This window comes from Dictyoglomus sp. LHC4 (assembly GCF_055181355.1).
The window spans coordinates 1-16,105 of record NZ_CM143707.1 but is presented as its reverse complement, the minus strand read 5'-3'; the positions used below and the strand labels follow the sequence as shown (position 1 = coordinate 16,105).

The 16,105-nt window shown below is 31.6% G+C and carries 12 protein-coding genes; 9 read left to right on the top strand and 3 right to left on the bottom strand.

Going from position 1 to position 16,105, the window contains the following annotated elements; translation table 11 throughout:
• Nucleotides 1–175: 175 nt before the first annotated feature.
• From recF to ACY3JO_RS00045, 4 genes are read left to right on the top strand one after another with little or no spacing between them, the layout of a single operon-like run.
• The gene (gene recF / locus ACY3JO_RS00060) at nucleotides 176–1,198 is read left to right on the top strand and encodes a DNA replication/repair protein RecF (protein ID WP_463084787.1); all 1,023 of its coding nucleotides are present in this window, start codon (nucleotides 176–178) and stop codon (nucleotides 1,196–1,198) included.
• Nucleotides 1,198–4,581, top strand: a complete 3,384-nt coding sequence (gene rgy / locus ACY3JO_RS00055; RefSeq protein ID WP_463084786.1) for a reverse gyrase — start codon at nucleotides 1,198–1,200, stop codon at nucleotides 4,579–4,581. Before recF ends, rgy begins: the two co-directional genes overlap by 1 nt.
• Entirely contained in the window at nucleotides 4,562–5,905 is a 1,344-nt protein-coding gene (locus ACY3JO_RS00050; protein ID WP_463084785.1) for a MurT ligase domain-containing protein, read from the top strand. Before rgy ends, ACY3JO_RS00050 begins: the two co-directional genes overlap by 20 nt.
• Complete coding sequence (locus ACY3JO_RS00045; protein ID WP_463084784.1) at nucleotides 5,895–6,632, top strand: type 1 glutamine amidotransferase; 738 nt, start codon at nucleotides 5,895–5,897, stop codon at nucleotides 6,630–6,632. Before ACY3JO_RS00050 ends, ACY3JO_RS00045 begins: the two co-directional genes overlap by 11 nt.
• 21 nt (nucleotides 6,633–6,653) lie before the next feature.
• On the opposite strand, the gene ACY3JO_RS00040 is transcribed toward ACY3JO_RS00045, so the two are convergent.
• Nucleotides 6,654–7,070 carry a ferritin-like domain-containing protein gene (locus tag ACY3JO_RS00040; RefSeq protein ID WP_463084783.1) on the bottom strand — a complete coding sequence of 139 codons (417 nt, stop codon included), beginning with the start codon at nucleotides 7,068–7,070 and terminating at the stop codon, nucleotides 6,654–6,656.
• Nucleotides 7,071–7,138: 68 nt separating this feature from the next.
• Nucleotides 7,139–8,398: an alkaline phosphatase family protein gene (locus ACY3JO_RS00035; RefSeq protein ID WP_463084782.1), complete on the bottom strand. Its 1,260-nt coding sequence runs from the start codon at nucleotides 8,396–8,398 to the stop codon at nucleotides 7,139–7,141.
• A 144-nt stretch (nucleotides 8,399–8,542) separates the two neighbouring features.
• Here ACY3JO_RS00035 and ACY3JO_RS00030 point away from each other — a divergent pair, with 144 nt between their 5' ends.
• The 5 genes from ACY3JO_RS00030 to hflC all read left to right on the top strand — a co-directional run bounded on the left by ACY3JO_RS00030 (nucleotide 8,543) and on the right by hflC (nucleotide 14,778).
• Nucleotides 8,543–10,210 (top strand): sensor domain-containing diguanylate cyclase, encoded by a 1,668-nt coding sequence (locus tag ACY3JO_RS00030; protein ID WP_463084781.1) that lies wholly within the window; start codon nucleotides 8,543–8,545, stop codon nucleotides 10,208–10,210.
• 83 nt (nucleotides 10,211–10,293) lie between these two features.
• Entirely contained in the window at nucleotides 10,294–12,354 is a 2,061-nt protein-coding gene (locus ACY3JO_RS00025) for a PEGA domain-containing protein (RefSeq protein WP_463084780.1), read from the top strand.
• 44 nt (nucleotides 12,355–12,398) lie between these two features.
• Nucleotides 12,399–12,926 (top strand): TFIIB-type zinc ribbon-containing protein, encoded by a 528-nt coding sequence (locus ACY3JO_RS00020; RefSeq protein ID WP_463084779.1) that lies wholly within the window; start codon nucleotides 12,399–12,401, stop codon nucleotides 12,924–12,926.
• A gap of 14 nt (nucleotides 12,927–12,940) precedes the next feature.
• Nucleotides 12,941–13,933 carry an FtsH protease activity modulator HflK gene (gene hflK / locus ACY3JO_RS00015; RefSeq protein ID WP_463084778.1) on the top strand — a complete coding sequence of 331 codons (993 nt, stop codon included), beginning with the start codon at nucleotides 12,941–12,943 and terminating at the stop codon, nucleotides 13,931–13,933.
• Entirely contained in the window at nucleotides 13,930–14,778 is an 849-nt protein-coding gene (gene hflC / locus ACY3JO_RS00010; RefSeq protein WP_463084777.1) for a protease modulator HflC, read from the top strand. The genes hflK and hflC overlap by 4 nt, the downstream gene beginning before the upstream one ends.
• Before the next feature lies 1 nt (nucleotide 14,779).
• Here hflC and dnaA read toward each other — a convergent pair whose 3' ends face one another.
• Entirely contained in the window at nucleotides 14,780–16,105 is a 1,326-nt protein-coding gene (gene dnaA / locus ACY3JO_RS00005) for a chromosomal replication initiator protein DnaA (RefSeq protein ID WP_148806119.1), read from the bottom strand.

The following is a 16,105-nucleotide window of genomic DNA, read 5'->3' as shown; positions in this document are numbered from 1 at the left end:
CCTTTCACCTCTATCTTTTAATTTTAGCACTCTTTAATGGGGACTGCTAAACCATATATAAGTTTATAATTTATATTAATAATGTCAAGAGAATATAAAGCCTATTGATTTCAATTTTATGAATAGATAAAATATATATAGTAAAAATTAATATATATGAAGGGAGGGGGATATCATGGATAAGAAGAGAATGCTTATTGAGGAATTAAAATTGAAAAATTTCAGAAATTTTCCTAATTTTTCTGTAAATTTTAAAGATGGAGTAAATGTAATTTATGGCCCAAATGGTTCTGGAAAAACCTCCATATTAGAAGCTATTGCTTATCTTTCAAATCCCAGATCTTTTAGAGGAGCAAGGGATTTTCAGATTTTAAAAATTGGAGAGAATTATTTTGAGGTAGAAGGTAAAGTTTTAAGTGAAGATGAGAGGCATGTGATAAAGATAACCTATTGGCAAGATGAAAATAAAAAAGAAAAGACAGCTTATCTTGATGGATTTAAAGTTAAAAGGTTTAGAGATATTCAAGAGATTTTTATTGCTATACCTTTTAGCTTCAGAAACTATTCTATGATTGATGGATCTGCAACTCAAAGGAGAGATTTCTTTGATGATATATTCTCCCTGATTGATTTAGATTATTATGAGACACTAAGAAATTATGAAAAACTTTTAGAAGAGAGAAATGAAAATCTTAAAATGGATGAAATAGATAAAAATTATGTGTTATACTTAGCAAAAGAGATGCAACCATTAGCAGAAAAGATTGTGGAGAAGAGGGAAAAGATGGTAGAGGAATTATCTCAATATCTTGATCCCATATTTAGGATAGAATATAAAAGTGAGTTCAAAGGTAAAAATATAGCAGATTATATTGAGGAAGATATATCAAGGGGTGTTACTACTTTGGGACCTCACACACAGGATGATTATATTCTCTATTACAAAGGAAATCCAGCTAAACATTATGCCTCAGAAGGGCAAAAAAGATTATTCTATCTATCTATTGTCCTTGCTTTTAAGAGTTTAATAGAAAAGACAAAACATTATGAGCCAGTATTCCTTTTTGATGAGCCTGTAAATGTTTTAGATGCACATTTATTGGAAAGATTTATTTCTAATCTTTCAGGACAAGTTATTATCGCTACCTTATCGCCACTTCTTGGAGCTCATAATATAGGCCTGACCTTAGAGGAGTAATGATGGAAGCAATATTTAGGAATCTTTGTCCAAACTGTGGTGGAGATATATCTTCAGAAAGACTTCTTGAAGGGCTTCCTTGTGAAAACTGTATGCCTGAGAAAAAGGGCAAGGAAGCCCTTTGTAGTTTGATATCTCTTAAAGGTCTTAGGGATTATTGTAAGCTAAAGGATGAGTATGAAAAGTGGGAAGAAATATTTAGAAATTTTGTCGGTTTTTATCCATGGGAATTACAGAAATTCTGGGCAAGAAAACTCCTTCTTGGTAGATCTTTTGCCCTTCTTGCTCCAACAGGTATAGGTAAAACATCCTTGGGGCTTGCATCTTCTATACACTTTGCTAAAAAGGGGAAAAAGTCCTATATTATTCTTCCTACAAGAATTTTAATACTTCAAAGTTATGAAAAATTGAAGGATAAAGTAAGAGAAAAAGACCTTTTGGTTTTTGGTCTTGATGAAACTAAGAAGGAAAGGGAAGAAAAAAGGGAAAGGCTTATCAATGGGGATTTTAAAATTCTTATTACAACCTCCATGTTTCTTTATAAAAATGTGGATATAATTCCTCGAGATTTTTCTTTTATATTCGTGGATGATGTGGACTCTTTTCTAAAAACTGCAAAAAATATTGATAAGGCTTTATATCTTTTAGGTTTTACCGAAGAGGATATAGAGAAAACTTTAAAATATATTAAACTAAAAAGAAATTATAGTGAAGAAAATCAAGAAGATGTAAAAACTCTTCAAGAAGAGATACGAAAGATAAGCAAAAAAGCAAAAGGTGTAATGGTAGTATCTTCTGCTACCAGTAATCCAAGATCTGAAAGAATTAGATTATTTAAAGAGCTTTTATCTTTTGATGTGGGTAGGCCTGTATTTTACTTGAGAAATGTGGAAGATGTTTATGAAGAGGTGGAGGATTTAGATAAAATTCTTATTGAGAGGGTAAAGAGATTTGGAAAGGGTGGATTAGTATTCTTATCATCGGATTATGGAAGGGAGCATATTTATAGGATAAAGAATCTTTTAAGTCAAAATAATATTTCTTGTGAATCTTATGATAATCTTACAGAAGAGGTCTTAGAGGATTACGTACAAGGGAAGATACAAGTTCTTATTGGTATATCCTCTTATAGAAATCCTTTAGCAAGAGGACTTGATCTTCCTGAAGTTATTAGATATGCGATTTTTTATGGTGTACCTAAAATTTCAGTAAATCTTGATCTGGAAGGCAATGTAAGGCATTTACTTTTAGCTTTATCCTCTTTAAGACCACTTATAGCAAGGGACGAAAATCTTGAAAAATACATAGATACAGTTGATAGATGGTTAAAAACTTTAAATAGGTTTTCCAATGTGATAAATCCGCCAAAGGATAAAGTTGATGAATTAAGAGATAATATAAAGAGATTTATTCTATCGGAAGAGATATATCATAAGATAAATACATCTGATGATATATCAATTAGAGAAGAAGATGGAAAATGGTCTCTTGTGGTAGCTGATATTACGGGATATTTGCAGGCATCAGGTAGAACTTCAAGGTTATATGTAGGGGGAATATCCAAGGGTTTGAGTTATATACTTGTGGACGATAGGAAAGTATTTAATAACTTGATAAGAAAAGCACGCTGGTGGTTTAGTTCAGATATAGTTTTTAAGAATGAAAATACAGTAGATATAGATAAGATCCTACAAGAGATAGATGAGGATAGATTAAGGATTAGAAGAAGAGAGGGAAGAAGAGATGACTTCCTAAGACCTGTAATGTTAATTGTGGAATCTCCTCATAAAGCAAGAACCATAGCAAATTTTTTTGGGAAACCTATTTCTAGAAATATAGATGGTCAGGAGCTCTATGAGGTTATTACTGAAGATAAATACTTGGTTATTACATCATCCTTTGGGCATATTTTCGATTTAAATAAGGAGATGGGATATTTTGGGGTGTTAGAAAATGGAAAATTTATTCCAGTCTATGAAACAATAGAGGGAAAGGAAAATATTGTAAATGCCTTAAGGGAAGCCAGTAAAGAATTTGATCAGATTCTTATAGCTACTGATCCTGATACCGAAGGAGAAAAAATATCTTGGGATCTTAAAAATCTTTGTGCTATTTTTGCTGAGGATATTAAGAGAATGGAATTTCACGAGGTAACAAAGAGAGCCATATTAAATTCTTTAAAAGAGTTTAGAGATGTAAATGAAAATTTGGTTAAGGCTCAAGTAGTGAGGAGAATATCTGACAGATGGGTAGGATTTGAGCTTTCTCAGCTTATTCAAAAGGTATTTTCTCGAAATTATTTATCTGCTGGAAGAGTACAGACTCCAGTTCTTGGTTGGGTAATTGAAAGGGCTAAGGAACATAACAAAAAGATATATTTGGTAATTATTAGAAAAGAAGGGTTGGAATTGAGATTTGAATTTGAAAATAAGGAAGAAGCACAAAAGTTCTTTAATTCTTTAACTAAGGTAGAGGTATTAAAGGAGAAAGGAAAGATTGAGGAAAAGGCCCCTTTACCTCCGTATACAACGGATGTAATCTTGAAAGATGCTTCTGATAGATATAAATTATCAGTTTCTCGGACTATGGAAGTTTTACAGGATCTTTTTGAAAGGGGATTTATCACCTATCATAGAACTGATTCTACCAGGGTATCCGATACAGGAATAAATATAGCTAAAGAATATATAACTGAACAATTTGGAGAAGAATATTTTAGAGGTAGAACATGGGGAGAGGGAGGAGCTCATGAATGTATAAGGCCTACAAGAGTTCTTGATGTGGAAGATATTAAATCTATGATATATTCGGGAGAAATGGAAGGTTTTACTAAGGATCATTTAGCCATTTATGATCTTATCTTTAAGAGGTTTATTGCATCTCAGATGAGAAATATTGTACTTAAAGGCTATGATATCACAATAAAGGTACTTGATAAGGTACGAAGTATGGAATTATTTGAAGAGATAATACAAGATGGTTTTAATAAGGTTGTTCCTATAAAAGTTGTGAGAGTTCCAGAAGGTGAGGTAGACGTGATAAATAATAAATTCTTCTATACCGTACCTAAGGTACCTCTGTTTACTCAAGGATCCTTGGTGGAAGAAATGAAAAAGAGAGGTCTTGGTAGGCCATCTACTTATGCTACCATTGTAAGTAGACTTCTTGAGAGAGGTTATGTCATAGAGAAGAATGGATATTTGATCCCCACACCATTGGGTGAGAAGGTTTATAACTATCTTAATTCTAATGAAGATCGTTTTAGGTTTGTCAAGGAAGATTTTACACGTGAGTTAGAAGGTTTAATGGATAAAGTAGAAAATGGTGACGTAGATTATCAAAAGATATTAGAAAGTTTAAGAAATGAACTTAGAAAAAATTAAATTTTCTTTAGCATTATTTGTAGGAAGACTCGTGTATTTGTTTATGAAAATCTTAGGATTGAATGCAACAACCTTTCCTGGTAAAGTAGTTTTGAGAATAGATCCCCAATTTTTAATAAAGATAAAAAATAGGTTTAAGAAGATTATTCTTGTTACAGGTACAAATGGTAAGACTACTACCAATAATCTTATTTTTCAGATAATTACAAAATCAGGTTATAAGGCTTTAGGAAATCTGGAGGGTGCAAATTTAAGAACTGGTATTGCTACTGCTTTTATTAGAAATCCATCCTATTATGATTTTGGGGTTTTTGAAGTGGATGAAGGGATATTTCGTTTTGTTTTTAAAGATCTTAAACCCCATTATGTTGTTATTACTAATTTTTTTAGAGATCAATTGGATAGATATGGGGAGATAGATACTACTGTTGAAAAAATTAAAGGTGCTATAAAAGATAGTAAGGAACAGATATTAATACTTAATGCTGATGATCCTTTTGTTTCCAGATTTTCTGACCTTTCTAACAGAAAAATTTATTATGGTATAAGAAATAAGGTAAGAGGAAAGGATACAGAAGAAATAAAAGAGAGTATATATTGTCCTAAGTGTGGAAAAAGACTTAAGTATGAATTTTTTAATTATGCTCAACTTGGTAGATACTTTTGTGAATGTGGTTTTAAAAATCCCGATTATGATTACTATATATTATCAGCAGAATATAAAGAAAATTATTGGCTTATTCATATAAAGGATGGGGATGAAGATGTTTTTTTAAACTTTAGATATCCTGGTGTCTATAATTTATATAATGTAATCTCTGCTTACTCTGTGGGTAGGGTTTTAGGTATTGATAAAGAAAGTTTAAAAAATATAATTTCTAACTTTTCTTTTAGATTAGGAAGGCTGGAAAAATTTAACTTAGGGGGATACGATAGAATTCTTGTACTTGTAAAAAATCCTGCTGGTTATAATCAAGTACTAGATACTATTAAAGATGATCCTAATGAAAAAGTAATTCTTTTAATACTAAATGATAATGTAGCGGATGGTAGAGATGTATCCTGGATATGGGATGTAGATTTTGAGAAGATAAAAGATGATAACATTTCTACCATAATATGCTCGGGAACAAGGGCTGAAGATCTTTTGGTTAGATTAAAATATGCAGAAATACCCCTTAATAAGATTATTTTAGAGAATAATCTTAATAATGCTATTCTTAAGATACTAACTTTTAAGGCTAAAACATATATTCTTACTACCTATACTGCCCTTTTTAAAAGTAGAAAATTGATAATGAAGAGGTTGAGGAATGGAACTTAAGATTCTTCACATGTATCCAGATCTTTTAAATCTTTATGGGGATAGAGGAAATATTATAGTCCTTGAAAGAAGGGCAAGATGGAGAGGGATAAAAGTAGAGGTTTTAAATTTTACAAGAGATAGAGAAGAAGATATAGAGAATGCAGATATTATTTTTTTAGGTGGAGGCTCTGATAGGGAACAAGAGCTTATATTTTCTCATATGATTAAGTTTAGGGATATACTAAAGGATTTGATTGAAGAAAACATAGTATTTCTTGCTATATGTGGAGGATATCAGCTTCTTGGCGATTATTACTTGGATGCTTGTGGGAATAAGATTGATGGTTTATCCATATTGAATTTTTATACAAAGGCTGAAAAAGGAAGACTTATAGGAAATATACTTATAGAAGTGGATCTTCCTATATATCCAAAGACTCTTGTTGGATTTGAAAACCATGGTGGAAGAACATATCACAATTATAAGTCCTTAGGTAAAGTTATTAAAGGATATGGTAATAATGGAAAGGATTTTACCGAAGGTATTATCTATAAAAATCTTATAGGTACTTATCTCCATGGACCTCTTCTTTCAAAAAATCCTCATCTTGCGGATTATATTATAAAAAAAGCATTAGAGAGAAAGTATAATGTGGAAATTGATCTTCCAAAATTGAATGATAAAGAAGAGTTTTGGGCTCATTATAGGATTATGAGGAGGATATTGAAAGAAGGAGGGAGATAGAAAATCTCCCTCCCTAAGAGGCTATTTTTCTAATAGAGAAGTAAAGGTATCGTGATGCTCTTCCTCGTCTTTTAATATTTCTTCAAAGATCTTTGCTGTAGTAATATCTCCTTCCGATCTTGCCTTCTCAATAATCTTTTTATAAAGATTTATAGCATTTTCTTCATCTTTAACATCCTGTTCTAACATCTCTTTCAAGTTTTCTCCTACAAAGATAGGGGATGGTTTAGTAGTAGGAATTCCGCCAAGGTAGAATAACCTTTCTGCTATAATTTCTGCATGTTTCATTTCTTGGATTGATATTTTTTTAAGCTCATCTTTTACAGCAAAATGTTCAGAACCTTTCCATTGTACATGTTGCCACATATATTGAATGGATACTTGAATCTCTCTTGCTATAGCATCATTTAAAAGATCTAACAGTTCTTTTGATGCCATGTTGTTCACTCCCCTCTTAAAATATTTTTATATTTATTATAAATTTATTTCCTTTTAAAAGCAACCTCCTATTCCTTTGCGATTTTTGCAAGTAAAGGCATTAATTCGGTTCCTTTAATTCTTCCAATGCTTCCTTTCTTACAAGCACTCTCCCCAAAATAATCTAAGCCATCGGGTGTAATTCCCGAAGTTATGACCATTAATGGTACAGGATCTTCCGAATGGGATTTTAAGGAGCAAGGTGTTGCATGGTCAGCAGTTACAGCAATTACTACCTTGGATAGATCCAATTTAGGTAATAAATTTTCAAAGAAAATAGAATCTATTTTCTCTATACTTTCAATTTTTTTATCATATAGTCCATCATGTCCTGGTATATCTGGCCCTTTTAGATGAGCATAAACACCATCATAATGTTCTAATGCATATAACACTTTGTCTGCCCAAAGTTTATAATCAGTGGAATCTTCTATGGGTACTTCTTTCATACCTGTAAGAAGAGCTATTCCTCTTTCTACAGGCATTTCTACAATACTTCCAAAGTTAAGTCCATATAAACTTTGTAGTGTAGGAACCTTCGGTAGGGAATCGCCAGCATCTCTCAAGAGAATTATATTGGCTGGTTTTTTACCTTCTTCCTTTCTCTTTTTATTTATCTCAGAATTTTTTAATACCTCAAAAGCTTTCATTACAAACTCGTTAGTAAGTCTTGCAGATTCTTTTGCTTCTTCCGAATCATCAAGAGGCACACATTTTTGAACTTCCTTAGATGGATTTGCAATAGCAATGCTATAAGGTCCATGTCTCTTATACCCTGGATCTATATTTTCTACATTAGCTGAAAGTTTGCCATCTTTCCTTCTTATAACCAAAACTCCTCTGTGTCCTACTGTTGCTTTAAAAATAAAATCGGCACCATCTAATTTAACCTTTTGATTTACTTCTTCTGCTAAGGCTTTTGCTTCTTCAGTAGATAAATTTCTTCCAGCTCTTCTGTCTAATATTTCAAGAGTTTCTTCGTTTACTGTTGCAAAATTAGCTCTCCATGCCAAATCTCCATCTCTTACTTCAATATCAACGCCATGAGCCTCTAATGGACCTCTTCCAGTATAGTATTTATCTACATCAAAACCTAAGATACTAAGTACTGCTGCATCTGATTCGGGAGCTATGCCAGGCCCAATAGGATCCATAAGCCCAAGTTTTGCCTTTTGGGCTAATGCATCCATATTGGGAGTTTTGGCTACTTCTAACTCAGTCTTTCCATTTAGTTTTGGATCAGGAGTGCCTCCCAGTCCATCTAAAACTATGTAGAGTATTTTTTTCATTTTTCTCCTCCTTTCTAAAGATTTGATTTAACATAGTAAGATTTTATCATGAAGATTATTTGAATGGTATTGCATTTTTTTTAAAATTTGTGATAAATTAAAAGAAATTGTTCGAATGATCAAAGAGGGGGAAGGTATAAAAAAATGGTTATAATGCAATGGCTGAAATTAAAAGATCTGTTACCTACATTCATATATAACCATATAAATTATCCTGTGTTTTTTACAGATGAAAATTTAAAATTAATCTTTTATAATAAGGCTTTTGAACAAACTTTTCTAAAAAGTAATGAGAAGGTTATAGGGAAAAACCTTTTTGATGTAGTCCCTCAATTTAAGGATAAATCTCTATACTACATGAGAGCTATGAATGGTGAGAAAATTGACTTATATGAGAGTTATAAAGAATTTTCTATTTATCCATTGGCTAATAATGGGAAAATAATGGGTACGGTTACAACCATAGAGGATAAGATTGATGAAATAAATTTTAATAATTTGGTAGAGGTTTTTCAGGGATTAGGAAGAAAAAACAACTTAGATAATGAGAAAATCATATTTGATAAGATTATCCATATTTTTGAAGTAAAATTTGGTTGTGTAATACTTTTGGATAATGGAGATTTAAAATTTAGGCATTTTACTGAATCCTTAGTAGGAGAATTTAAAAAAGATGATGATAAATATGCATATTATCATGTAATAAATAAAGATAAAGTAATGTATTTTCCAGATGTGAGAAAAAGCCAAATAAAGACAATGACATTAAAATCGTTATCCACTATTGGAATCCCTTTAAGGAAGAATAATTCTATTTTGGGAATACTCATTTTAGAGTTTAAAAAGATAGATCCATTAGATGATAAACTTACATCCTATCTATTGATATGGTCAAATTTACTTGCATATGTGATTTTTGAAAATCTTCTATGGGAAACTTATAAAGAGTTAGAAGATAGATTTAGACTTCTTTCGGAACAATCCCTAATTGGGGTATGTATTGTACAAGATGAGAAAATTGTATATATCAATCCTCAACTTATAGAAATTTTGGGTTATCCTTTAGAATTTAACAATATTAATGATTTGGCAAAGTCGATGGTTTCTGAGAATAGGCAGAGATTCTTATTAAGGTATAAGGAATTGACTGAGAGAAAGCTTGGTTATATTATTGATGAATTCAAGTGCATAAGAAGCATAGATAGAAAGCCTATTCACATTGAGGTCTGTGCTATAAATACTACATACAAGGGTAAACCGGCTGTATTATATACATTTTTAGATATCACTTATAGAAAAGCCTTAGAAGAAGAGTTAAAACAGATCTCTAATACCGATCCCCTAACATCCCTATATAATCGTAGGGGATTTATCACATTGGCTGAACATACCATAAGTTTGACAAGGAGATTGAAGAAAAAGCTTGTGCTCATATTTATTGATCTTGATAATTTGAAGGTAATAAATGATAATTTGGGGCATAATGTGGGAGATATGGTTCTTAAAGAAACTGCTGAAATTTTAAGAAGCACATTTAGAGAAAATGATATTTTGGCAAGAGTTGGTGGAGATGAATTTGTGGTATTAGGAATTATAGAAAAGGATGAGGATAAGGATGAACTAATTACAAGATTAAACAAGAAGATTGAGGAGAAAAATAGTATGGAAAATAGAATGTATAGACTTTCTTTAAGCTATGGAAGTATTATCTTTAGCCCAGATGAGCGAAAATCTATTGAAGAACTTCTTAATAAAGCAGATATATTAATGTATGAAAATAAAAAGAAGAAAAAAGCATTAACTAATGGTTGATAAAAGTGAGCTATATCACTTAAAGAGACTTCTAACTTATTGTATACTCATCTAAAAAGAACTTCAAAAGGAGGTTAGAGTGTATGAGGAAATGTGTGTTTGTTTTTCTTTTATTGTTAATCCTTTTTATAGGTATTTCTTATTCTCAGGAAAAAGTACAAATTCAACCTGAAAAAGACTGGGAGAAGATTATAATAGTACCAAATCCTGAAACATCTTTAAGTCTTGACTTGTGGTTAAATAAACCAGAAGGAAGCATATATAAGGTTGGGGAAAATTTAATAATATATGCAAAGGCTAATGATGATGCTTACCTTTATATTTTTGATATAACACCAGATGGTCAGTTTACTTTGATATTTCCTAATTCCTATTCAAAGGATAATTTTATAAAAAAAGATAGAACATATACTTTCCCTGATAAGCCAACTTATAGCTTTAAGGTAACTCCTCCCTATGGTAAGGAGTATATTGTAGGAGTCATAACTAAAAAACCTATTGAGATCTTTCCTGGTAAGAAATTTGAAACTATGGCTCCTGGAAGTGTTATAGAAAAAAATATAGAGAAAGCTTTAGAGACTCTTCAAAAATCCCTGAAGAAGGAAGAAGGAAAAACATGGGCTCAAAAGGTCACATATTTCTATGTACAACAAGAGGTACAATCTAAATCTAAGATAAACATCTATTCTAATCCTTCGGGAGCACATGTTTATCTCAATGGTCAATTGCAAGGAGATACTCCTATTACCTTAATGCTATACCCTGGGAACTATAGGATAACTCTAAAAAAGGAGGGTTATGAAGATTATTCAACAAATATAGTAGTTCAAGAAGGTAGAGACAGAGACTATACTTTTAATCTTAAACCTGTGTATGGAAATTTGAGGGTGGACACTGAGCCTAAAGGGGCAAGTGTTTACTTAGATGGTTCCTTTAGAGGATATGCTCCATTGACATTATATAATTTACCTGCCAATAAGACTTATCAATTAAGGGTAACCTATCCTGGTTATCAAGAAAAAGTTGAGAATGTCAATGTATTACCTAATCAAACAAACTATGTATTTTATAGTCTTGTACCTCTTTATGGATCACTGAATATCAATTCCTATCCACAGGGTGCAGATCTTTATCTTAATGGAGTTTATAGAGGAAAGACGCCAATTGTTATCAATAATGTATCACCTGGAAGATATCAGGTACAATTGAGGCTAAGTGGTTATAAGGACTACGTGAGTTTTGTTGACGTATATGCAGGTCAGGTATCAACTTACAACTTTACTCTTGTTCCTTTACCCGCCACATTAAATATATTCTCTAATCCATCCTCAGCAGATGTTTATATTAATGGTGTATATAAAGGAAAGACACCCCTATCCCTTACTGATCTTTCTTCTGGTACCTATAATGTGAAGATTTCTTTAAGTGGATACGAAGAATATAATGAGGCAGTCTATCTTGCCCCAGGAGATCTTAAACAGATAAATGTTACATTAAAACCTATGAATTTAGGAGAAGTGTATATAGATTCAAATCCTAAAGGAGCAAAGGTATTTATAGATGGTATATTTAAGGGAACAACTCCTTTAAATTTAACCCTTATAGAAGGTAGATATAAACTTACATTATCCCTTGATGGCTATGTGGACTTGAATACTGATATATTGGTAAGAAGAGGTGAAAAAAGCAGTTATCTCTTCACTCTTACACCAATAGGGACTGTAAGTAGATACTATATTAATTTTACTAAAGGTGGATATGATGGAAATCTTATTGTAGTAAAAGCAGAAAATGTGTTTATGGATAAGGAAGGTAAAGATTATGTTTTGGCTATTCGTCCTTCAGGAAGATTTGAAGTTAAAGTACCTCCATTAGCTATTTTTAGAGATGTGATTTTAAAAATAAATTTCATGTTTGATGAGAAAAACAAGAAGAAAGAGGAAATTGATCCATCCTTAGCTATTTACCTTAATGGGAAAGCTGTAACGTTACCTTTGGCTATTGAGGATAAAGATTTTATCCTTCTAAAGTATAATGTGAAGGATTTATTTAGTATAAATCAGGATAATTTAATATCAATTCAGCTATTGGAAAATTCAGGGATTAATGTTAAGATAAAAGAAATTATAGTGGAGGTAAAATAAGATTATGGGGAGGACATTAGTCCTTCCTACATAAGTAAAATTCAATGAAAATTTGTCCATGTTGTTCAAATGTTCTTGTTCCTAAAAAAGTTTCATCCCATTATGGTGTTTATATAGAGATTGATCAATGTGAACATTGTGGGGGGATATGGTTTGATAAATATGAATTGGTATCTATGAAGCCTGATGATGTTTATTCTTTAGATATAGATTTTAAGGATCAGATAAATTGTAATTCTCTTAAATGTCCTAATGATAGAACATCTTTAAAACTTTTGAGAGATCTTGTAATTCCTAAGGATGTTTTAATTTGTTACTGCGATAACTGTTTCGGAATGTGGGTACCTTTGCAATCTTTAAAAAGATATAAAGAATATCAAAAAGAGTGTATAGAAACAAGAAAGAAGCAAAGAGAAACAAATTTACCAAAAGATTTAGATTTAAAAATAGAGGAAATATTGTCAAAAAATGTTGAAAATAATAAACTTGAAAATATTGAGATGGAAATATCTAAATTTATTTCAATAGTGATTTTGGTTTTGAGAATCCTTTCCTTTTTTATAAGGAAGTAAAGGGGGTTTGAAATATGGGAAATTTTAAAGATTATCCTCCTTTTTTAAAGAAAAATGTGCCTTTAAAAAGTATAGTATGGATCATCTTATTTGTTTTGATATTGGTATTTTTTTCATTAAGTTTTTACTTTGTGGGACCTGCAGAAGTGGGAATAGTCAAAAGATTTGGAAAGGTTATAGCAGTGCATGATCCTGGTTTACACTGGAAATTACCCTTTATAGATCAGGCAATAAAGGTGGATGTAATGTCTATTAGAAGATTAGAGATAGGATTTAGAACCATAACTTTAAATCCCCCTAAATATAGAAATGTTCAGGAGGAATCTCTTTTGCTAACTAAAGATGGAAAAATTGTAGATTTAGATTTTGTAGTTCAATATCAGATATCTGAGCCTGTGAAATATATTAGTTATGTAAAAGAAGGAGAAAAGTTTTTGAGAGATCTTGCCCAAGCATCTATGAGACAAGTAGTGGGCGGTTATCTTTTTGATGAGATTCTAACTGTTTCAAAAGATGAAATTCAAAATGATGTAAAGATTTTATTACAAAATATCCTTAATAGTAATAATTTTGGAATTAAGATTCTTAATGTACAATTGCAAGATGTGATCCCTCCAGATCCAGTACAACCTGCTTTTCAAGATGTTATAAATGCTAAATCAGAGAAGGATAAATTAATTTTAGAGGCTCAATCATATTATAATAAGATTGTTCCAGAAGCAGAAGGACAAGCAGCAAAGATTATTGCAGAAGCAGAGGCTTATAGAACAGAGCAAATAGAAAAAGCGAGAGGAGATGCTCAGAGATTTAGAGCTTTACTTGAAAGATATAATAAAACACCTTCTCTTATAAAGACAAAACTTTTTATGGAAGCAATGGAGATGATACTTCCTCAAGTAAAGATTGTAGTTATAGATGATCCTAAGGGTGGAATGAAGATATTTAATCTTCCTGGAGATTTATTTACTCAAACTACTACTATTAGACAGGAAGGTGAGAATAAATGAAGTGGGGAATTACTATTCTTGTAGTAATAATAATATTTTTTGTTATTTTTATATTTTCTGCTTTTACTGTAGATATAACTAAGCAAGCAGTAATATTAGAATTTGGTAAACCAGTAAGAATTATAAAAGAGCCGGGTTTATATTTCAGAAAACCATTTATACAACAAATAGTATTTTTTGAGAAAAGAATTCTTGAATATGATTCAGAACCTACCTTAGTGGTAACTAAAGACAAAAAGTCTATGATTCTTGATTCTTTTGCTTTATTTAGAATAGCTGATCCTGTATTATTCTTAAAAACTGTAAGAAATGAGATTGGAGCTCAAGTCAGACTTGATGATATTATCTACAGTGAAATGAGAAGAATAGTAGGACAATATGATTTTGATGATATTGTTTCTATAAAGAGAGAAGAAGTATTTGATGAAGTTACAAAGTCATCTCAAGAGAAGGCAAAGGAGCTGGGGATCGAGATAAGCACTGTTAGAATGAAAAGGGTATCTGTGCCAGAAGAAAATTTAAGAAAGATATATGATTCCATGATTGCTGAAAGGGAAAGACAGGCTTCTCTTTATAGAGCAGAAGGTCAAAGAGAAGCCCAAAGAATAAAATCAGAGGCTGAAAAGAAAAAGGTATTTATACTTTCTGAAGCTTATAGAAAGGCTCAAGAGTTAAAAGGTAGTGGAGAAGCTGAGGCAAGTAGAATTTTGCAGTCAGCATTATCTTCTAATCCCGAATTTTACCAATTTTTAAAGAGTCTTGAGATATATAAAAAGACTCTTCCTGGGAATGTACTTATTATCACGCCAGATTCTGAGATTTTTAAATATTTAAGAAGTAAATGATTTAAGAATTAGAATTTCTAAGTTTATTTTGAATATCTTGTATAGCCTTTTTTATAGAGAGGTCTGATTGATAGAGTTCTTGGATTTTTTCATAGGCATGTAGTACCGTAGTATGATCTCTTCCTCCTAATTCTTCTCCAATTTTGGGCAGGGAGAGATCTGTTAATGTTCTTGCTAAATACATAGCAATTTGTCTTGGTATAGCGATCTCTTGAGATCTTCCCTTTCCTTTTAATTGTTCTATACTTATGTGGAAATATTCAGCTACGGCTTGTAATATATTATCTATAGTAATATTCTTTATTTGGGGTTGAATAATGTCTCTTAGTACAGTTTTAGCTAACTCTAAATTTATAGGCATATTATTTAGAGAGGCAAATGCTATAGTTCTTATTAAAGCTCCTTCCAATTCACGTATGTTAGATTGTATTTGAGAGGCAATAAATTCTATAACCTCGTCAGGTACTTTAGCTTTTTCGGCTTCTGCTTTCTTTTTCAATATAGCGATACGGGTTTCTAAATCAGGAGGTTGAATATCTGCTATAAGTCCCCATTCAAATCTTGATCTTAATCTATCCTCTAAAGTAGGAATCTCTTTGGGTACTCTATCGCTGGTTAGTACAATTTGTTTTCCAGCCTCATATAATGCGTTAAAAGTATAGAAGAACTCTTCTTGAGTTCTTTCCTTACCAGCCAAGAATTGGATATCGTCAATGAGTAAGACATCTATATTTCTATATCTACTTCTAAATTTTGTCATTCCGTCTTCTTTGATGGCATCAATTAACTCTACTGTAAATTTTTCCATAGAGGCATAAACTACTCGAGTTTTAGGGAACTTCTCTTGGATAAAGTGACCAATAGCATGGATTAAGTGAGTTTTTCCTAATCCTACGCCTCCATAGATAAGAAGGGGATTATAAGCTTTACCTGGATTTTGACTTACAGCTAACGCAGCTGCATGGGCAAAGCGATTGCTATCACCTACTACAAAGGTGTCAAAAGTATACTTAGGATTTAAGTTATTATATGATGTAGAAAAATATTCGTTTCTCTTTTCTTCTGGGATGGTTTCTTCCTTTTCATCAGCTAATATTTCAACTTTTAGATCTTTCTGGGTTACTTTCCTAATTACCTCTTCAATAAGAGGTAAGTAGTATTCTTCTAACCATTCTTTTGAAAATTTATTAGGTGTTTGGAGTATGACTTTTTCTCCCTCTATATAAAGAGGTTTTAAGGTTTTAATCCAAGTTTCAAACCCAGGTCTACTTATCTCCAAAGACAAATATGACAATGCCTCTTCCCAGATATTATTAATATCTTTCAT